Genomic DNA, 20,272 nt, shown 5'->3' with positions numbered 1-20,272 from the left:
GCGCGGAACGGCGGCCATAGGTGGCGGGGAAACGCACGTCACGGCCTTCCGCGCGTCGTGCATCGTTGGCGAATATGCGGGCGGGCGCATATGACTGACTCGATGTGAGGAGTGATATGAGCGACACCAATAATCGACATGACAACGTTGCCAGTGCGTCGAGCACGGCGAACCGCGATCTCACCCTGCGTGCGATGACCCTCGGCGACCTGCAGGCTGTGGCCAGGGTGTTCGACGAGGTATGGCCGCAGGCGGCACCGTTGACCGGCACCCCCATGGCGTTCGAACTGGCGAAGTACTTCGTGCTGGAATACATGCGGTCCGCCACGGCGTCCTGCGTGGCGGTGAAGGCCGACGGCGAGTTCGCCGGCGTCACGTTGGCGCACATCGACGGGCAGCCGCTGGCGTTCCCCCAGGCGGAGGGCATGCTCGGCGACCTGCGGCAGATCATCGACGAGCATCCGATCGCCAAGATGATGCGCTCCGGATTCGACCATTTCCGTGACACCGACCACCAACTCGAACTGCATAGCGGGGTCGGGCAGAGCGCGCAGGCCGAATTGCTGCTGTTTATGGTCAATCCGGCGGTCAAGGGCCATGGCGTGGGAGGCGCGTTGTGGAATGCACTGCTGCAGGGCTTCCGCGCGAACGGCGTGTACGCGTTCTACCTGCACACCGACACCAGCTGCGACTACACCTATTACGAACATCACGGGTTGCAACGCGTGGCTGAACGGCTGCGCGCGGACCATCCGGAAGACAACGAGCGTGCCGATGGCATTCGCGACGACATGTTCGTGTACCGAGGCGAGGTGCCGACCGTATGAGTTCGAAGCCATCCAACCTTCCCAAAACGACCGATGGGGCGATGCAGAAGACGAAAGGCTCAGGCTCGCCGTACGCACGACTCTTCAGGCTCAAGGGCGCCAAGGCGTTCTGCCTCTCCGCGGCCTTCGCACGCCTGCCGATGTCGATGATGAGCCTGGGAATCGTGCTCGCGCTCAACCATCTGTACGACAACTGGACCGTGGCCGGGGCGATGAGCGCCGTCTACATTCTGGCCGTCGCCGCCGTGACCCCGTTCTACGCGCGCCTGTTCGACCGCTTCGGCCAAGTGAAGGTGGGCCGTGTCGCGCTCACCGTGCAGGTGATCGTCATGCTCGCCTTCGCCTTCGCAGCGCTTGCCCGCGTGCCGATCCCATTGCTGTTCGTGCTCGCCGTGGTCATGGGTGCCACGCAGTTCTCATTCGGCGCACTCGTGCGCACCCGATGGACCTACTTGCTCGAACGCACCGACAACATGGATCTGCTCAACACCGCGTATGCGCTCGAAGCGGCGATCGACGAGATCGTGTTCATTTTCGGCCCCATTCTCGCTGCTACGCTCGCCACGTCGGTGCACCCCGTTTCGCAGCTGTTCGTGCCGACCGCCGCCTGCGCGATTGGCGGCGGCATCTTTTTCTCGCTCAGATCCACGCAACCGCCGGTGTTGCACGCCGTGGAGACAGTGCGGGTGAACGGTGACGACGACGATGTGCTCATGGCGCGTTCCGGTTTCGCCGCCGAGGCAGATGGCTCGCACGTCGCCGGGCAGCGTGCCGGTGTGGAGCGCAAGCACCGTGGCATGGTGAGCCAGTCGCGCAGGACCACGCGCAACGTGCTGCTGTACGCCGGGATTCTGCCGTTGATGCTCGCGTTCATCTGCTTCAACATGAGCTTCACCACTTTCGACGTGTCGATGACCGGCCAGATGGAGGCCGACCATCTCGACCGCTTCCTGGGGCTCCAGCTGGCAATGATCGCCGTCGGTTCGTGCATTGGCGCATTCTACTTCGGCTCCCGCCAGCATCGCGGTTCGCATTGGCGCCGGCTCATCGTGTGCCTGTGCATTCTCGCCGTGGGCTTCATGCTGATGCGCGTGACGATGGACACCTACTGGGTGCTTGGCATCGTCGAACTGCTTGCCGGCCTGGTCGTTTCGCCAATGTTTGCCACAGGCAATCTCATTGTGAAAGACACGGTGCCGGAGAGCCAGCTGACTGAGGGACTCTCATGGCTCACCACGGCTGGGCAGATCGGCGCCGCGATGGGTTCGCTGGTCGGCGGCATGGTGCTCGACCACATCGATGCACATGCCGGCGTGATGACGACGTGGATGTACACGCTCGCCGCGATCCCCTTCGCCGTGCTCGGCTGGTATGTCGCCTCCCGCAAGGCGCAGGCCGTCGACCCGAACGCGTGATGCACGCCACGAATTACTCTTAGGTGCAGATGCACACACAACCCCAAGGGAGGAAGTATGATTCGAGTTTCCGTGGTCGGAGCCAAGGGACGCATGGGTTCGCACGTGGTCGAGGCGGTGCGGGCCGCCGACGACACCGAGTTGGCGCTCGCTCTTGACGCCGGCGATGATCTGACGCAGATCACGCCGCAGAACACTGATGTGGTCGTCGAGTTCACGGTGCCCGCGGTGAGTCTGAACAATGTGCTCACGCTCGTGAGGCAGGGCGTCAACGTTGTCGTCGGCACCACCGGTTGGACCGACGAGAAGCTCGACCAGGTGCGCGCCGCACTCGCGGAGACCGAGACGATCGACGGTCGCAAGCAGAGCGTGTTCATTGCGCCGAATTTCGCGATCTCCGCCGTGCTTGCAGATGTGTTCGCGCGCATCGCCGCCCCCTATTTCGAATCCGCCGAGGTGATCGAACTGCATCACCCCGACAAGGTCGATGCACCGTCCGGCACCGCCATCCACACTGCCCACGCGATTGCCGACGCCCGCAAGGCGGCCGGTCTGGGTGAGATGCCCGACAACACGCAGACCGACGACGGTTCCCGCGGTGCGGTGATCGACGGTGTGCACGTGCATGCGGTGCGTCTGCGCGGACTGAACGCCCACGAGGAGGTGCTGCTCGGCAATGCCGGTGAACAGTTGGTGATTCGAGCGGATTCCTTCGACCGCATCTCGTTCATGCCCGGCGTGCTGCTCGCCGTGCGCAAGATCGATTCCGGCGAGTTTCTGGGACTCACCGTCGGACTCGATCACTTCCTCGACCTGTGAGTGAACGAGCGGCACGCGTCCGAACTAGCAAGTACCGTTGCAATTATGAGTGACGGTATTATGCATCTTCTCGATCCGGCCCCGTTCGGCCGCGTATTGCCCGCGATGATCACACCGATGAAGCCCAACGGCGATGTCGATTTCGACATGGCCCAGACGGTGGCCAAACAGCTGGTGGCCGACGGTGCCGACGGCCTCGTGGTCAACGGCACCACCGGTGAGTCGCCGACGACGCACATGGATGAGAAGGTCGAACTCGTCAAGGCCGTCAAGGAAGTCGTCGACGTGCCGGTCATCTCCGGCGCCGGTTCGAACGACACCGCGCATACCGTGCGCATGGTCGAACAGACGCAAGAAGCGGGCGCAGATGCCGTGCTCGTCGTCTGCCCGTACTATTCACGGCCGTCGCAGCAGGGAATCTTCTGCCATTACCAGGCGGTGAACGAGTCGGCCGACAAGCCGATCATCGTCTACGACGTGCCTGGGCGCACCGGTGTGAGAATCGCACTGGACACCTACGTGCATCTCGCGGAACTCGACCACGTCAAGGCCGTCAAGGACGCCACCGGAGACATTGCCGGAGCGGTACGCAAGCGCATGGAGACCGGTCTCACCTGGTATTCGGGGGACGACGCACTGTATTTGCCGTTCCTGTCGATCGGTGCGGTGGGCATCATCTCGGTGGTGGCCCATGCCGCTGCCAAACCGATGCGCGAGCTCGCCGAAGCGTTCGACCGCGGCGACATCGCCAAGGCACAGGGTCTGGCGAACCGCATCGCGCCCGCCATCGAAGCGATGAACGGCGCCGGGTTCCAGGCGGTCATGGCAAAGGCGGCGCTCAAGGTGCGCGGCATCATGGAATGCACAACAATGCGTCTGCCGAACATCGGGCCGAACGACGGACAGATCGAAGTCGTACGCGACGGCCTGCGGGCATCCGGTCTTATTCCGGAATGATCCGCACACAACGGTTGCCCAAGCGGTAGCCGTTGGTTTTTATACCTCGCCTTTTATACCTCGCCGATTGCAAAGGCAACGGCAATAATCAAGGAAATGCGAAGAGAAAGTAGCATGGCAACACAAGAAGCAAAGACAACGAGGAAACGCTCCACAGGAAAATCCGCAACCGGCATGAAGCGCCGCAGCACCAAGTCGGCGGCCAGCCAGGCGAAGAGCCCGCGCACGCGCAAGTCCACCCGCAACACGTCCACGCGGGTGAGGAAGCAGATCAACGTGAACAAGCCGCTCGCCACGAGCGACACGCAGGACGAGAACCGCGTCGCACCGCCGAAGTACCGCAAGGGCTCGATGCGCATTGTGCCGCTCGGCGGTCTGGGTGAGATCGGCCGCAACATGAATGTGATCGAATACAACGGCCACATTCTGCTCATCGACTGCGGCGTGCTGTTCCCGGAGGAGGAGCAGCCGGGCGTCGACCTCATTCTGCCCGACTTCAACTACATCAAGGACCGTCTCGACAAGGTGGATGCGCTGGTGCTCACGCACGGCCATGAAGACCACATCGGCGGCGTGCCGTATCTGCTCAAGATGCGTCCGGACATTCCGCTCATCGGTTCGAAGCTCACGCTCGGATTCGTGGAGGCGAAGTGCAAGGAACACCGCATCGAGCCGGTGATGACGCAGGTCGAAGGCCGTGACAAGCTCAAGGTGGGTCCGTTCAACCTCGAATTCGTCTCGGTGACGCATTCGATCCCGGACGCGCTCGCCGTGTGCGTGCGCACGCCGGCCGGCTCGCTCATCGACACCGGTGACATCAAGCTCGACCAGCTGCCGCTCGACCACCGCGTCACCGATCTCGTGGAGTTCGGCAAGCTCGGCGAGCAGGGCATCGACCTGCTGATGATGGATTCGACGAACGCCGAGGTTCCCGGGTTCGTGAAGCCGGAGACGTCGATCGGCCCGGCACTCGACCAGGTGTTTGCCACCGCGACGCGCAAGATCATCGTCGCCAGCTTCTCGAGCCACGTGCACCGCGTGCAGCAGGTGGTGGACGCCGCCCACAAGTATGGCCGCAAGGTCGTGTTCGTGGGCCGTTCGATGGTGCGCAACATGGCCATCGCCGCCGATCTGGGCTACCTGCACCTGCCTGAGGACACGGTGATCGACGTCAAGGAAGCCAAGGACTACCCCGACAACAAGCTCGTGTACATGTGCACGGGTTCGCAGGGCGAGCCGATGGCCGCCCTCGGCCGCATCGCCGACGGCAACCACCGCGACATCACGATCAACGAGTTCGACACGGTGATTCTCGCCAGCTCGCTCATTCCGGGCAACGAACATGGCGTGTACAAGGTGATCAACAAGCTCGTGCAGCTCGGTGCGCGCGTGGTCAACCGCGACAATGCCGCGGTGCATGTCTCCGGCCACTGCAACGAGGGCGAGCTGCTGTACATGTACAACATCGTCAAGCCGAAGAACGCCATGCCGATCCACGGCGAGAACCGCCATCTCGTGGCCAACGGCCTGATCGCCGTGAAGACCGGCATCGAGCCCGAGAACGTCGTGCTCGCCGAGGACGGCGACGTCGTCGACCTCTACCACGGCAAGGCCGCCATCGTCGGCTCCGTGCCATGTGGTTACATCTATGTGGACGGCGATTCGGTGGGCGAGCTCACTGATGAGGAGCTCGAGAAGCGCCGCATTCTCGGCACTGAGGGCTTCGTGTCATGCTTCGCCGTCGTCGACACGGATGCGGCCGAGGTGATCTCCGGACCGAAGGTGTACCTCAACGCCGTTGCCGAAGACGAAAGCGAGTTCGAGAAGGTGCGTCACCAGATTGTCGAGCAGTTGCGCGACGCGATGATGACGGGCACGAAAGACACGCACAAGCTCCAGCAGATCATGCGCCGCACGCTCGGCGGCTGGGTTTCGCGCGAGCTCAAGCGCAAGCCGATGATCGTGCCAGTCGTGGCGGATGTCGCCGCCGACATGAACAAGATGGAGTCGTACAACGACTGAGTGGCCGATGCGGCGCCCGATCCGCCCAAGGCGTGGACCGAAGTCTCACGTCCGGCGGACCGGGCGCCGTTTGCCGTGTGCGGCGAGCGGAATCCGACCAGATTCATATAGGGTAGTACTAAGCATAGGAAACACAGAGCAGTAAAGGAGAATCCATGCCGGGATCGAATCTCACCCGAGCGGAAGCACAGGAGCGCAAGGCGATTATCACCTATCCAATCGAATACACGGTGGATCTGGACTTGACGCAGGGCCCGAAGACCTTCGTCTCCACCTCCACGATCCGCTTCGGCGCCCATGCCGGGGAAAGCACGTTCCTCGATCTCATCGCCGACTCCGTGGAATCGGTGACGGTGAACGGCGAGGCACTCGACGTGAACGAGGTGTTCGACGACGACCGCATCGACCTGAACAACCTCAAGGAGCACAACGAGGTCGTGGTGAAGGCGGTCTGCCGTTACTCCACCACCGGCGAGGGCCTGCACCGCAGCGTCGACCCGTCCGACGGCAACGTGTACCTGTATTCGCAGTTCGAGGTGCCGGATGCGCGCCGCGTCTACGCCGTGTTCGACCAGCCCGACCTGAAGGCCACGTTCAAGTTCAGTGTGAAGGCCCCACAGTCGTGGACCGTGCTGTCGAACATGCCGGTGGAATCCACCGAGGACCTGGCAGACCTCACCGCCGACGGCACGCTGGCGGACAAGCCGGCCGAGAGCACGAAGCTGTGGCATTTCGCCACCACCCCCACGATGAGCTCGTATCTGACGGCCATCTGCGCCGGCCCCTACGCCGCCTGGCACACCACCTACGAGAACGAGGACGGCCGTACCGTGCCGATGAGCCAATACTGCCGCCAGGCGCTCAAAGACGCGTTCGCCAAGGACGTCGACTATCTGTTCGACATCACGAAGAAGGGCTTCGCCTTCTACGCCAAGACCTGGGGCGTGCCATACCCATATGCGAAGTACGACCAGATCTATGTGCCGGAATACAACGCCGGCGCAATGGAGAACATCGGCCTCGTCACGATCCGCGATTCGTACGTCTTCGAGTCGAAGGTGACCGACGCGCTCGCCGAGCGCCGTGTGGTCACCGTGCTGCACGAACTCGCCCACATGTGGTTCGGTGACTATGTGACGATGAAGTGGTGGAACGATCTGTGGCTCAACGAATCCTTCGCCGAGTTCACCTCCACGCTCGCCACCGCCGAGGCCACCGACTGGAAGGACGCCTGGGCCACGTTCTGCTCGGGTGAGAAGAGCTGGGCACTGGCACAGGACCAGCTGAGCACGACGCACCCGATCGTCGCGCCGATCAACGACCTCAACGACACGTACGTGAACTTCGACGGCATCACCTATGCGAAGGGCGCATCCGTGCTGAAGCAGCTCGTCGCATACGTGGGCCGCGAACGGTTCTTCGAGGGCATCAACCATTACCTCAACCGCCACGCATACTCGAACGCCACATTGAACGACCTGCTCGACGAACTCGAGGCCACCTCGGGTCGCGACCTGAAGACCTGGAGCGCCAAGTGGCTCGAACAGGCGGGCATCAACACGATCAGCACCGCTGTTCAGGCCGATGCCGACGGCAAGATCACGTCGCTCATGCTCACGCAGGCCGCGCCAACCCAGTTCCCGGTGCTGCGCCCGCATCGCCTGGCCATCGGCTTCTACAATGAAGACCCGCAGACCGGCAAGATCGTGCGCACCGACCGCATCGAACTCGATGTGGACGGCGAACACACCACGGTGGCACAGGCGGCCGGCAAGGCAAAGCCGTCACTGCTGCTCGCCAACGACGACGACCTCACCTACACGAAGCTTCGTTTCGACGACGACAGCCTCGCCTTCGCCATGGCGAACCTGTACCGTTTCGACGATGCGCTGGCCCGTGCCGTGATCTGGCTGTCGCTGTGGGACATGACGCGTGACGGTGAGCTGGCCGCCACCGACTTCATCGACACGACGCTCAAGATGCTCGGCACCGAAACCGAGTCGACGACGTTCCGGTATGCGCTCGCCATGCTTTCGACGACCGTCTGGCATTACACCGACGCCAAGCAGCGCGACCGAATCGCCAAGCATGTGGCCAGCGAGCTGTTCGCGCTCGCCAAGCAGGCCAAGGCAGGCTCCGACGAGCAGTTCCAGCTCGTGAGCGCCTACCTCACCTATGGCGTGGAAGGCGATAGCGAGTTCGCCGACACCGTGCGTGGCTTGCTCTCTGGTTCGCTCGTGTTCGAAGGACTCGAGCTCGACAACAACTTCCGTTGGTCGATCATGCACGCGCTCGCTTCGATCAATGCGATCAAGCAGGCAGACATCGACGCCGAGCTCAAGCGTCGCGACACCACGGAGAACCGCGAGTTCGCCGTGGGCACGCGCGCCTCGCTGCACAGCAAGGAATCGAAGGACTGGGCGTTCGACCAGGCGCTGCACAACGACGAGCTGACCAACAGCCAGCTCGAGGAGGTGGCTCGCGGCTTCTCCGGCACCCATGACGCCGATCTCGCCGACGGTTATGTGGATGCCTACTTCGAGGCAATCGACTGGATCTGGAAGAACAAGACCTTCCATATGAGCGAAGTGCTCATTGGCGACCTGTACCCGGCATACGCCGACCCGGCCAAGCTCGTCGAGGCCGGGGACCGCTGGCTCGCCGCGCACCAGGATGCCGACAACGCGCTGCTGCGCATGGTCAAGGCCAATGTCGAGGCATCGCATCGCACCCGTATGGTGAGCGATTTCAACGCATCGATTGGTGAATCCGCCCGGTGATGCGCTGGGCATGGGAGGGGATGGGCCGCGGGACTCATCCCCTCCGTATTGTTGATATTCGGTGGATACGGCAAGTCAGTGAATAGTCTCAGAATAGTCTCATGACTCATTTGGGCCTTCGAACGTGACAGACACATGCATCGACGCACGGATTAATCATAACTGGAAGCCCCCAATGCGACGAAGACGTGCGCGCATATACGGGAATGTAGCGCAAGGAGTCTGCAAATATGACAACTCTGTGTGCAAGCGCACGTGTTCGTCATATGGAGGGGCATGGAGATAAGACGAATAAGATCATATTCGCACGTATGTATCGCATCAGGGTGTGCCACAGACGGCAAACGCATACTTGCACACACGGGTACAGCGCATCCATGACGAATGATGCGCGGTGAAAGGGGCACTGGTGACGTAGACTGGAACGGAATATAGGAATGCGCGAAATGGAATAGAGGATGCATATGCCGCGTATGTTTGGAACCGACGGTGTTCGAGGGCTTGCCAATCGGGATCTCACCGCCCAGTTGGCCTTGGATTTGGGGGATGCGGCGGTCCGTGTGCTCGGCGACGACGGTGGTCGCGAGACGAACCGGCACCGTGCCCTGATCGGCCGTGACACACGTGTTTCCGGTGATTTTCTGTCGCATGCCCTGGCCGCCGGCATGAGCGCCGGCGGATTCGACGTGATCGACGCCGGGATCATTCCCACGCCGGGTGTCGCCTTCCTCACCAGCGTGCTCAATGTGGAGATGGGTGCCGTGATCTCCGCCTCGCACAATCCGATGCCCGACAACGGCATCAAGTTCTTCGCGCGCGGCGGGTTCAAACTGCCCGACACGAAGGAAGACGAGATCGAGTCGGTGCTCGGCCAGGACTGGGAGCGCCCCACGGGTGCCGGAGTGGGCCGTGTGAGCCACGATACGACGACCGCGACGAATCTGTATATAGACCATCTCGTGTCCGCCATCGCGCCGGAAGGCACCGAGCAGCCACTCAAGGGCCTCAAGGTGGTGGCCGACTGCGCCAACGGTGCCACCTCAGTGGTGGCCCCGGAGGCGTTGCGTCGCGCAGGCGCCGACGTCATTGTGATCAACGCCTCGCCGGACGGCTACAACATCAACAAGAACGCCGGCTCCACGCACCCGGAGTCGATGCAGGCGATGGTGAGGGCCTCGGGCGCCGACCTCGGCGTGGCCTTCGACGGTGACGCCGACCGCTGCCTTGCCGCCGATGCCGAAGGCAACATGGTCAACGGCGACCAGATCATGGGCATTCTCGCCCGTGCCAAGAAGCGCGAGGGCAAGCTCAACCACGATACGCTCGTCGTGACCGTCATGAGCAATCTGGGGCTCAAGCTCGCATTGAAGGAGATGGGCATCGACACCGTGCAGACGAACGTCGGCGATCGGTATGTGCTCGAGGAGATGCTGCGCGGCGACTACAGTCTGGGCGGCGAACAGTCCGGCCATGTGATTAACCGCGAGTTCGCGACCACGGGTGATGGTACGCTCACCGCGCTCACGCTGTGCAACGAGGTGGTGAAGTCGGGCAAGTCCCTCAAAGAGCTCGCCGCCGACTTCCCGCAGCTGCCGCAACAGCTCATCAACGTGCCGAATGTCGACAAGATGGCAGCCAAGACGAACAAGGCCGTGCTCGAAGCCGTCGCCCGCGAGGAGGAGCTGCTCGGCGACACGGGCCGTGTGCTGCTGCGGCCGTCCGGCACCGAACCGCTCGTGCGTGTGATGGCCGAGGCCGCCACGCAGGAACAGGCCGACGAGATCACTGCGCGTCTGGCGCAGATCGTCGCCGACGAGCTCGCATTGTGAGCGCACGTCAATCAGCGAATTCCAGGAAGGTCTGAACATGTTCGGAAAGAAGAACCATGTCGACATCGAGCTCAATGCGGATGTCGAACGTCTGCTCAAGTCCGCGAGGGACGGCGTGCTGCCCATAGTCGAAGCGGGCGAGCCCGTGCTGCGTGAGCAGTGCGTGCGCTACGACGGCCAGCTGAGCAAGCATACGCTGCACAAGCTCATCGAGACGATGCACAAGACCATGCTCGACGCACCGGGAGTGGGTCTGGCCGGTCCGCAGATCGGTCTCAATCTTGCCATTGCGGTGGTGGAGGACCACGCGAACGGCGATGATGACGGCGATCCGCGCGAGATAGCGGAGTTCCCGTTCCATGCGATCATCAATCCCGTGTATCGCCCCGCAGGTGAGAAGACGCGCTCCTTCTACGAAGGGTGCCTGAGCTTCGACGGCTACCAGGCGGTGCGCAAACGTTACCTCGACATCATCGCGCATTGGCATGATGAGGACGGCAAGGAGCACGAGGAACACCTGCATGGCTGGCCGGCGCGCATCTTCCAGCATGAGACCGACCATTTGAGCGGCGAGCTGTACATAGACCAGGCGGAGATCCGCTCGCTCACCACGGTCGAGAATCTCGAGGACTTCTGGGCGCAGGATCCGGTGCCCACGCAGGCTGCCAAGGAGCTTGGCTTCGAGCTGTGAGGAAGAGGTTATCCACGGGGCTGTCCACATACGGTGGGCGGCCCCGTTTCGTTATCCACAGGTGCACGAATGCGCCGAGATATCCACAACGCCTTCCCGTGCTACACAATCGGGCATGATTGGCCTACGATGAACACATGACCTACGAACAGAATACGCAGTGGCTCGAGGCGAGCAAACACGACGTGACGCAATGGGCGGCCGTGATGGAGCGCGACGCCGACGACCGCATCATCGATTGGGATTGGGTGCGCTCGCTCGACTTCGTTGCGGGCGTGGGCGCCGGAGCCCGACTCGACCTGGTGCATGACGAGTACGACGCGCATGCCCTGCTCATGCAGGACTATGCGATTCGCGAGCGGCTCGAGGCGATTCTCGAGAACGTGACGAGCGTGTTCATGGGCGACTTCGACCGCAATCTCGATTCGTTCCGGCTCGCCCGTGGGCTTGCGTACGCCAATCGCAGGCTCAACGACGAGATCACGCTGATCATAGAGCAGGGCAAGGCGCGCAGATTATGGAATGTGGAGCGCAGATTCGAGCATGGCACCGCCTTCGTTATGCTGCACGGCAATGAGGACGCCCATGCGAGCGAGATCGTGGACCGTTCCGCCCAACTTGCGCAGGAGCGTGCGCAACGGCGCAACCATGCGATGAACCAGCGCAAGGCGGGGTCGCAGATGGTGCAGCAGGCGAGTCTGTCGTCATTCACCGACGACAAGGTGCTGTCCGAGGAATCGGAGCAGACGAGCCGTCCGGCGGCTCCAAGACGTTCGGACAGCCAGTATGACTGGCGCATGGCATATCTGCCGGGACGCGATGTGGACGCGGTGCTCGGCATAGACATAGAGACCACGGGCACAAGCGCATGGCGCGACTACATCATCGACGTCGGCTTCGAGCGCATGAATCTGCAAACGCCGGCGCCGGAGGAAGCGAAAGCACGTGACGTCTACACCGAGACCGACTATGCCGCGGATGGTGCATACGACCAGTCGCGCCTGTCGTTCGGCGTGCCGCTGCGCTGTGCTGAGGTGGCGAACCCATTCATCGCGCAGCTGACGGGCATTGACGTGACGAAAATCGCGGGCGAGCCCATCTTCGACGAATGGCCGCGCATGCAGCAGGCGTTGCTGGAACGGCTCATACAACAACCGTATGTGGCGCACAACGCCACCTTCGAACACCGGTTCTTCATGGCGAACGTGGAAGGCTACGCCGAGGCATACCGCAACAGCGAGATCACCATTCTCGACACGATGCCGATGAGCCGCCATTGGGATGCCGGCTCCGTTCCCTCGCCCGGCCACCCGCACGGCGACAACACCCTAGAAGCGTATGCGAAACGCCAAGGAGCGCTTGACGGCAACAGCCATGAACGGCATTTGGGGCTGGAAGACGCCCATATCATGCTCGTGGCAATGCGCCACCACCTGGGCACGCTCAAGGCAGCTGGCGAAGGCCCATGGGGGCCGGCAGGCCGTGGAGGCGTGGGAGGCAAGCGCACCGGACGGCGCCGCTGAGCCCAGACGCCCTGAGGCACCCATGCCGATGCGTCACCACAGCAGCAGTGCGAGATCCTCCTTGGCCTCGGGGAAATGCTCGACGTATTCGACGGCCTCCTCGACCATGTCCTCGGCGATGAGCATCTGCTCGTAGATCACGTTGCGCGCGTAGCGTCCCTCGCCGTTCGCATATTCCTTGACGATCTGGCGCACCTGCTCGTCCCAGTCGCCCGCCTCGCTGCATAGGGCGTGCAGATTCGCCAATGCGCGCGTATCGCTCGGGTCGTAGGCCTCGACGATGCGTTCGCGGTAGATGCGCTTGAGCTCGTCGCGGTTGTCGATGCCCTGCAGTGCGATCTCGCGAATCGAATCCCACTGGTAGGGCACCAGCGTCTCCGGGAACAGCATGATCTGCTGGTTCGGCCGTTCGCGTTCGATGCGAATCGCCAGGCTCAGCAGTTCATGGAAGCGCTTCGTGCTGATGAGCCGAAGCGCCAGCATATCGGCCAACGGTTCCATGTCGGTGTGGTCGCGCAGCAAATCGTCGGCCGCCGCATCGTCGCCGCTGATGCGCAGCAGGTCGTGGCGCAGGAACTGCACTGCCTGTTCGAACTGCTCACGTGCGTAGATATGCAGACGGCGATTGAAGGCCTCCGGATCCAACGTCAGATTCAGCGCCATCTCATCGTCCGAATCAGCGTGCGGCACTACGATGCCGAGGTCGTCGTCGGCATTGAACTCGGCGGCCATCATCTGCTCGAACTGCTCGTTCACTTGGGCAATATCGTCGGTGGGAGCGGTCTGTGCATGCGGGTCGCTTCCGTTGGGCGATGCCCCGTCACCCGCGTTCCTGGCATGCGAGGAGCCGGACGGGGTGTCGAAATGATCCATCTCGTCGAGATTCGCGCGCATGTATTCCACTGCGCGTTCCAGCGACTCGTAGGCGAGCACGCGTGTGTCGTCGTAGCAGGCGAAGGAGAGCGTGCACGAGAGCAGCTCGATCATCTTCGTGGCGTTCAAATGGAAGTATTTACTGCAGGCGACGTCGGTGATGCGGCGCAGCGCGGTGGCCGCGACGTCCGGGCTTGCATTGCGGGCCACGGAATCCATGTACACCTGCACCTGCATGATCGTGTCTTTGAGGAAATCCAGGCCCTCGTTGTCGCGATCGGCGCAGTTGTTGAGGAACTCGGCGGTGATTTCGAGCGCGCGTGCCAGATTGTTCACGGCGTCGAGCCAATGGTTGCTCGCCACCGCGTTGCCCACCACGCAGCTCACCCCCTGCAGTGCCTGCGAATCAATGCGGAAGGTGGGCATATCGCGAAGCGGCATCTCGATGCCGTCACCCGTGCGTTGCGCACCCGGCACAATGGCGGCGAGCGAGTCGAAATACCATTGCATCGACAGCGTCATCACCGTCTCCGCTTCGTCCGCGGGCGCCACCGGCGTGCCCAGACGCTCGGCGTCGTCGTCACGCGACTCCTCGCAGATCGATGAATCCCAAAGGAACGTGGGTGCATGCAGATCGTCGTTGTTCAGGCAGCTCGTGCCAATGAAATCCTCAATATCGTACAGTTCGTTGTAATACACCGGCTGGGTGTGTCGATTACGTAATCCCACGGTGCCTCCTTATGTTTCCCTCCACCATATTGTCGTTCCATATTGTCACGGTTGCATGAATCGTCCGCGAAACGGTATGCGAACGGCGAAGTCTGCTCACTATGTGAAGAAATCGTGTGCGTTCGGCGATCCGCGGGGCCGGTGATAATGGTGGCGTGGGCACATCTGCAGATTCCGGCGATTCCAAATACGCGCGAGGCACGCGCAGCTACACGATGTCGCGCATCCGCGGCAAGGACACGTCGATAGAGCGGCTCGTGCGCAGCTATCTGTTCGCACGGGGATTCCGATTCCGCAAGAACGACAGGCGTTACCCGGGCCATCCCGACATCGTGTTGCCGAAATACCACACGATCGTCTTCGTGAACGGCTGCTTCTGGCATATGCATGAAGGCTGCCCGAAATTCAAGATGCCGGGGTCGAACGTGGAATTCTGGACGGCCAAGCTCACGCGCAACCGCGAGCGTGACCGAGCCCAGCACGAGCAGCTGCGGGCCATGGGCTGGCGGGTGATCGACGTATGGGAATGCGAACTGGGACGGCAGTCGCGTGACGCGCGCCTGCAATCGCTGGCATCGCAGATTCTGGATGCGCCCGTAGAGGGAGCGGTTGAAAACGGCGGCGAAACGGCAGATACTGGGCAACAGTGAGCAGCTCAGGGCGAAGGAGTGTCATATGACAGGTGCAAGCGAACAGGTGAAGGATTCGCAACGGCAGAACATGCGGCCGCCGTTTGCGAAACGCGCGGCATTGGCCAGACCGTTCATGGGCATGCGAATCAGCAATGAGGCGAAGCGTCTGCGTGCGCAAGGCGTCGCTGTGATCAACCTCAGTCTGGGGCAACCCGATTACGGTGCGCCGGAACCGGTGCGTGAGGCGATGCGCGACCTGTATGACGGCCGTCCACTGCCGTACTCGGATTCCATGGGATTGCCGGAACTCCGTGAGGCGATCGCGCGGTTCTATCGGACGGCGCATGGCATCGAAGTCGATTCGAAACGCATCGTGATCACCGAAGGAGGTTCGGCGGCACTGCTGCTGGCGACCGCCTTGAGCGTCGACGAGGGCGACGAGGTGATCATCGCCGACCCGTCGTACCCGTCGAACCGCGAGCTGGTGCGGTCCTTCGGCGGCAAGGTGGTCGACGTGCCCACGTCCGCGGCGACGCGATTCCACCTTGATCTGCCGCTCGTCCGGCAATACTGGAGCGAGCGTACACGCGCGGTGATGATCACGTCGCCCTCCAACCCCACCGGCACCACGATTGCGCCCGATGTGTTGCGTGACGTATGCGCGTACGCGGCACACCATGGCGCATGGCGCATTGTGGACGAGACCTATTTGGACCTGACCGACGTGGAGGCAGACGGCAGCCGTGTGGAGTCGACGCTCGCCGTCGACCCCGAAGCCATGGTGTGCGGCAGTTTCTCGAAGTTCTTCGGCATGACCGGCTGGCGTTTGGGGTGGATGGTGGTTCCCGAGTTCGCTTTGGAGGCGGTGGACAATCTGGCCACGAACTTCTTCCTTGGCGCCCATACGCCGTCGCAGTACGCCGCATTGGCCTGCTTCACACCGCAGTCGCTGCGCATATGCGAGGAGCGCCGGCAGGAACTGCTGGAGCGACGGGCATTCGTGGTGGACGCTCTCGCCCGCATCGGGCTGCCGTTGGAAGTGGTGCCGAACGGAGCGTTCTACGCGTATTTCAACATCGGCTCCACCGGCCTCGATGCGCAGACCTTCTGCGAACGCGCGTTGCATGAGGCCCATGTGGCGTTGACGCCGGGCGGTGATTTCGGACCGGCCACTGGCAGCACGCATGTACGGCTCTCCTATGCCGCATCGATGAGCGATCTGGAGGTCGGATTCGAGCGTCTGGGCGATTTCGTGGCCTCGTTGCGCCGTTGAATGGGCGCGACTCGGCTACAACTGTTCGAGGGACTCGAGCTGGGCGCGGGCCTTGCGCAGCTTGGCATGCGCCTCGTTGCGCCGCTCCTGCGTCTTCGCCCTAGCATGGTCGCCCTCCAGTTTGGCGATCTGCGTGCGCAATTGGGCGATTCTGCTCGCGCGCACGATACGCGCGTCAAGATCGGCGAAATCCGTGCTGCCGAAGATCACCTGCGAACACAGCGAATCCCACAGGTCGTCGGTGGTGGCCGCGGCATCCGCGATCTCCAGCATGGCTTCGCCGGAGGGGATCCATGCGCTCGCGAATTCATGGAATGTGGGTGCATGCCCACTGCGCTCGCTCAATGGGCGACGCACGACGAAACACGCTTCCTCGCGCATGGCGCCTTCGAATTCCGCGTCGCGCACGCAGACGAACACGATGCCCGATTTGCGTTGTGCCTGAATGAGCTCAACGATGTCGTGCGGCACCTCCTCGACGTCGTCGGCGAGTCGCAGGCCGATCACCAGCACTTCGGGAATGCGGCGCCCCTGTTCCACGCCTGTGTTTGCGGCGCGCAGAATGGCGAGCATCGTGATGCCGTCGATGGCATGGATGAGATGCTGTTTGGTTTTCGCCGAGACGGCCACTTTGGCCACGAACATGCCTTTCGGCAGCATTCCCCTGGACTCGGGAACCGCGCAGGAACGGGGGAGTGCGAGCGTCAGTGCGCTCAGCGTGCCGCAATGTGCCTCAATCGCCATGCCAGCCTCTTTCGTCGGCGTGTTTTCTAGCGACTCTACTGCATGACGGGCGCGCGGCACGCGTGTATCTCGAATTCACGGCATGCGACGTCGGAAAAACAAAGTGCCCCAGACGCGATTCGAACGCGCGACACCCGCTTTAGGAGAGCGGTGCTCTATCCACTGAGCTACCAGGGCAACGAATGACCATTATACAACACGACGCACGGTATTCGACACGGCGAACCGATTCCAAGCGAAATCATCTCATCGGACGATGCCGCTCGTGACACGCATCGGCTAGGCTTGGCACGCAGAAGCGGAACATAGCCGGGAGGGCGGTCGAGTCGGCGACAAGGGAATGGAGCATGGATATGGCGATTATGCGCAAACACAGAGTGTTGGGGGCTATTGCCGGCTTATTGGCGTTGGCGTCGCTCTGCAGCTGTGCGTTGCGGTTGCTGCCGGTCGATTTGCAGACGTTGCCATACGTGTCTGTCGTGCTCGCCGCCACGCCATGGTTCGCCATTGTGTCGGTGGTGTCATTGGTGTTGGCGTTGATCTCCACGCGCTGGGTCACCGCGATTGTGGCTGGTGTGTGCCTGGTAATCCAAGTGTGCTGGCAGCTGCCGTTCTACCATAACGGCACCCCGCTTTCGGGAAGCGCGCTGTCTTCGCAGTCGCTGCCACGTGCCGACACCGCCGACGCCGTGGCGCGCCTGATGACCTGCAATGTGTACAAGGGGCACGCCGATGCCACCGCAATCGTGAACGCCGTGCGAAACAATCATGTGGAGGTGCTGGCGCTGCAGGAGACCACGCCGGACTTCCTCAAGCACCTTGAGGCGGCCGGCATCTCGCAGCTGCTGCCGTATTCGCAGACCTCGAGCGCCGACGGCTATTTCGGCAACGCGCTGTTCTCTGCGCTGCCGTTCGAGAATCCGAGCCAGACCGACGTCGATTCCATCGCCTCCTACATGCCCGGCGGCACAGTGGGCTTCGACAACGGGGCGATTCCGGTGCGGTTCGTCTCCGTGCACACGCAGTCGCCCACGGATGGCAGATTCGAGAAATGGAGCAGGTCAATCGCCGAACTCAAGCAGCTCAACGAACACCCTGACACCGACTATATTCTGATGGGAGATTTCAACTCCACTTGGGACCACGCCGTGTTCCGCGATATGCTCGGCACCCGTTTCCAGGATGCCGCCGAGGTGAGCGGTCACGGACTGGTGTTCACTTGGCCGGCGGACAGGAAGTACCTGCCCGCGTTCGCCGGAATCGACCACATTGTGACGAGCAAGGGCATGACCATCGGGCAGGTCAACTCGCTGACGATCCCCGGTTCGGACCACCGCGCGTTGCTCGCCACGGTGGACGTCTCCGGCCTGCGTCGCTGATCAGGATTCCAGATTCGACTGGGTGCCTGCTGTGTTCGCCGTCTGCGCCTGCGCCTGCTGGGCGGCGTCGAGCTTGGCACGAATGGTGCCCAGCAACGACTGTGCGCGCTGCGCGAGTGCCTCACCGAGCTCCCATTGCTTCATCGAGTCCTCAAGGCTCAGGCCTCCGTTCTCAAGTGCACGCACCGCTTGGATGAGCTCATCGCGTGCCTGCTCGTACGGCAGCTGTGCGATGCGCTCACGCTCCTCCTGACTCAGACTCGATGCGGCCTGCGGTTCGGTTTCGCTCACTTCGGTGATCTCCATATCTTCCGCCATGTCATTCCTCCCGTTCGGTATTCGTTTCCTTGGTGTTCGTCTTTCACTCATCGTAGACGGCCTGCGCCTGCGAGACGACCTTGCCGCGACGCAGGGTGAGCGTGAGCTCGTCGCCCACCTGCACCTGCGAGGCGTCGTCGATGATTACGCCATCGGCATTCTGCAGCACCGCATAGCCGCGGTCGAGCGTGGACTGCGGGCTGAGCGCGCGCAGGGTCGCGGCGAGTCTCTCCACCTGCATCTGCTCCTCGTCCACAATACGGCGCAAACCGTTGCGCATGGTGCTCACCGCGTCCGCTATGTCGCGTTCGTGGGGAATGAGCATGGTGAGCGGCTGGGTCAGCGACGGCCGGTTCGCATAGCCTTCGACGAGGCGCTCCTCGTTGCCCACGCGATTCGCGATGAACGTGCGCATGCGATTGATGCCCTCGGTGATGAGCTGCTGCTGCTCGCGCACGTCCGGCACGACGCGCTTGGCGGCATCGGTCGGTGTGGAGGCGCGTACGTCGGCCGCCAGATCGATGAGTGTCCAGTCGTCCTCATGGCCGATCGCCGAGATGATCGGCGTCGCGCAGGCCGCCGTGGCACGCACCACGCGCTCGTCGGAGAACCCCATGAGGTCCTCGAAGCTGCCGCCGCCGCGCGCGACGATGATCACGTCCACATTCGGGTCGGCGTCGAGTTGCTGGATCGCCGAGACGATGTCCGGCGGGCATTGCTCGCCCTGCACATGGGCGTGCACAATCGTGAACCGCACACCCGGCCAGCGCAGGTTCACATTCATCACCACATCGCCTTCCGCGCGTGCCTGCGGGGCGCAGATCAACCCGATGTTCTTCGGAAACTCCGGCAATGCCACCTTGCGGCTCTCATCAAATAGGCCCTCGCCCTTGAGCCGCATGCGCAGCTGGTTGATCTGCTCCTGCAGATTGCCGGCGCCCACACGCTTGATCATGTCGGCGCGCAGGCTCAACCGTGTGCTCTTCACGTACAGATCGGCCTTGCCGTGCACCACCACGCGATCGCCCTGCTTGTAGTCGCGCGCCATCTGGGCGAAGGCGCCGAAGCCGAGCACGCTCATCGAGACGTCCTGGTCGTTGTCGCGCAACGTGAGATAGGCCGACCCTGGGCGTCGTGTGTTGATCTCGATGATCTGCCCCTCCATCCACACGGCGGGCCATCGTTCGACCGCGCTGTGGAACTTCTGGCTCACCATGCTCACCGGCCACGGGTTCTCCGCGGTCGTCTGCGCCGCCATGCGCGGCAGCTCATTCGACCCGGCCGCTGGCGCGGGTGCATAGCCCTGTCGATACCCGGTTTGGTATCCGTTGTTGAAAACCATGAGTCTAGATTCCTCCCGTTCGTGAATTTAGTAAAGCCCGCTCCCGCGGCGTGTTGCGAATCGCAATCTCAGGCCGATTGGAACACGCCGGAACACGCCGCAGTTTCGAACGGTTCACG

The 20,272-nt window shown here is 62.6% G+C and carries 16 protein-coding genes and 1 tRNA gene; 12 read left to right on the top strand and 5 right to left on the bottom strand.

The window, feature by feature from the left end:
- Nucleotides 1-116 precede the first annotated feature (116 nt).
- The 9 genes from BANAN_RS06565 to BANAN_RS06525 all read left to right on the top strand — a co-directional run bounded on the left by BANAN_RS06565 (nucleotide 117) and on the right by BANAN_RS06525 (nucleotide 12,863).
- Nucleotides 117-827: a GNAT family N-acetyltransferase gene (locus BANAN_RS06565; RefSeq protein WP_014698124.1), complete on the top strand. Its 711-nt coding sequence runs from the start codon at nucleotides 117-119 to the stop codon at nucleotides 825-827.
- On the top strand, nucleotides 824-2,242 hold the full coding sequence (locus BANAN_RS06560) for an MFS transporter (RefSeq protein ID WP_014698123.1): 1,419 nt from the start codon (nucleotides 824-826) through the stop codon (nucleotides 2,240-2,242). The genes BANAN_RS06565 and BANAN_RS06560 overlap by 4 nt, the downstream gene beginning before the upstream one ends.
- Before the next feature lie 57 nt (nucleotides 2,243-2,299).
- Nucleotides 2,300-3,061 carry a 4-hydroxy-tetrahydrodipicolinate reductase gene (dapB, locus tag BANAN_RS06555; protein ID WP_014698122.1) on the top strand — a complete coding sequence of 254 codons (762 nt, stop codon included), beginning with the start codon at nucleotides 2,300-2,302 and terminating at the stop codon, nucleotides 3,059-3,061.
- Between the two features lie 45 nt (nucleotides 3,062-3,106).
- On the top strand, nucleotides 3,107-4,018 hold the full coding sequence (gene dapA / locus BANAN_RS06550) for a 4-hydroxy-tetrahydrodipicolinate synthase (protein ID WP_041777045.1): 912 nt from the start codon (nucleotides 3,107-3,109) through the stop codon (nucleotides 4,016-4,018).
- A 114-nt stretch (nucleotides 4,019-4,132) separates the two neighbouring features.
- The gene (locus tag BANAN_RS06545; protein ID WP_041777044.1) at nucleotides 4,133-6,040 is read left to right on the top strand and encodes a ribonuclease J; all 1,908 of its coding nucleotides are present in this window, start codon (nucleotides 4,133-4,135) and stop codon (nucleotides 6,038-6,040) included.
- 155 nt (nucleotides 6,041-6,195) lie between these two features.
- Nucleotides 6,196-8,820: an aminopeptidase N gene (gene pepN / locus BANAN_RS06540; protein ID WP_014698119.1), complete on the top strand. Its 2,625-nt coding sequence runs from the start codon at nucleotides 6,196-6,198 to the stop codon at nucleotides 8,818-8,820.
- Nucleotides 8,821-9,284: 464 nt separating this feature from the next.
- Nucleotides 9,285-10,649, top strand: a complete 1,365-nt coding sequence (glmM, locus tag BANAN_RS06535; RefSeq protein ID WP_014698118.1) for a phosphoglucosamine mutase — start codon at nucleotides 9,285-9,287, stop codon at nucleotides 10,647-10,649.
- A gap of 37 nt (nucleotides 10,650-10,686) precedes the next feature.
- Complete coding sequence (locus tag BANAN_RS06530; protein WP_014698117.1) at nucleotides 10,687-11,340, top strand: peptide deformylase; 654 nt, start codon at nucleotides 10,687-10,689, stop codon at nucleotides 11,338-11,340.
- Between the two features lie 137 nt (nucleotides 11,341-11,477).
- Nucleotides 11,478-12,863, top strand: coding sequence for a 3'-5' exonuclease (locus tag BANAN_RS06525; RefSeq protein WP_014698116.1), 1,386 nt, complete (start codon nucleotides 11,478-11,480; stop codon nucleotides 12,861-12,863).
- 33 nt (nucleotides 12,864-12,896) lie between these two features.
- On the opposite strand, the gene BANAN_RS06520 is transcribed toward BANAN_RS06525, so the two are convergent.
- Nucleotides 12,897-14,465: a hypothetical protein gene (locus BANAN_RS06520; protein WP_014698115.1), complete on the bottom strand. Its 1,569-nt coding sequence runs from the start codon at nucleotides 14,463-14,465 to the stop codon at nucleotides 12,897-12,899.
- 116 nt (nucleotides 14,466-14,581) lie between these two features.
- On the opposite strand from BANAN_RS06520, the gene BANAN_RS06515 reads away from it, so the two are divergent.
- Both BANAN_RS06515 and BANAN_RS06510 read left to right on the top strand, forming a co-directional pair.
- Nucleotides 14,582-15,115 (top strand): very short patch repair endonuclease, encoded by a 534-nt coding sequence (locus BANAN_RS06515; RefSeq protein ID WP_014698114.1) that lies wholly within the window; start codon nucleotides 14,582-14,584, stop codon nucleotides 15,113-15,115.
- Nucleotides 15,116-15,140: 25 nt separating this feature from the next.
- Nucleotides 15,141-16,370 (top strand): pyridoxal phosphate-dependent aminotransferase, encoded by a 1,230-nt coding sequence (locus tag BANAN_RS06510; RefSeq protein WP_014698113.1) that lies wholly within the window; start codon nucleotides 15,141-15,143, stop codon nucleotides 16,368-16,370.
- Nucleotides 16,371-16,385: 15 nt separating this feature from the next.
- Here the strand turns inward: BANAN_RS06510 and BANAN_RS06505 are convergent, their stop codons facing one another.
- Nucleotides 16,386-17,114: a DUF4391 domain-containing protein gene (locus BANAN_RS06505; protein WP_014698112.1), complete on the bottom strand. Its 729-nt coding sequence runs from the start codon at nucleotides 17,112-17,114 to the stop codon at nucleotides 16,386-16,388.
- Between the two features lie 104 nt (nucleotides 17,115-17,218).
- Nucleotides 17,219-17,291, bottom strand: a tRNA-Arg gene (locus BANAN_RS06500).
- 176 nt (nucleotides 17,292-17,467) lie between these two features.
- On the opposite strand from BANAN_RS06500, the gene BANAN_RS06495 reads away from it, so the two are divergent.
- Nucleotides 17,468-18,493: an endonuclease/exonuclease/phosphatase family protein gene (locus BANAN_RS06495; RefSeq protein WP_014698111.1), complete on the top strand. Its 1,026-nt coding sequence runs from the start codon at nucleotides 17,468-17,470 to the stop codon at nucleotides 18,491-18,493.
- Here BANAN_RS06495 and BANAN_RS06490 read toward each other — a convergent pair whose 3' ends face one another.
- Both BANAN_RS06490 and xseA read right to left on the bottom strand, forming a co-directional pair.
- Nucleotides 18,494-18,811: an exodeoxyribonuclease VII small subunit gene (locus BANAN_RS06490; protein WP_014698110.1), complete on the bottom strand. Its 318-nt coding sequence runs from the start codon at nucleotides 18,809-18,811 to the stop codon at nucleotides 18,494-18,496.
- Between the two features lie 43 nt (nucleotides 18,812-18,854).
- Complete coding sequence (gene xseA / locus BANAN_RS06485; protein ID WP_014698109.1) at nucleotides 18,855-20,153, bottom strand: exodeoxyribonuclease VII large subunit; 1,299 nt, start codon at nucleotides 20,151-20,153, stop codon at nucleotides 18,855-18,857.
- Nucleotides 20,154-20,272 lie beyond the last annotated feature (119 nt).

Origin of the sequence: Bifidobacterium animalis subsp. animalis ATCC 25527 (assembly GCF_000260715.1) — a bacterium.
Taxonomy (GTDB): domain Bacteria; phylum Actinomycetota; class Actinomycetes; order Actinomycetales; family Bifidobacteriaceae; genus Bifidobacterium; species Bifidobacterium animalis.
This window is presented reverse-complemented; position numbering and strand designations above follow the sequence as displayed.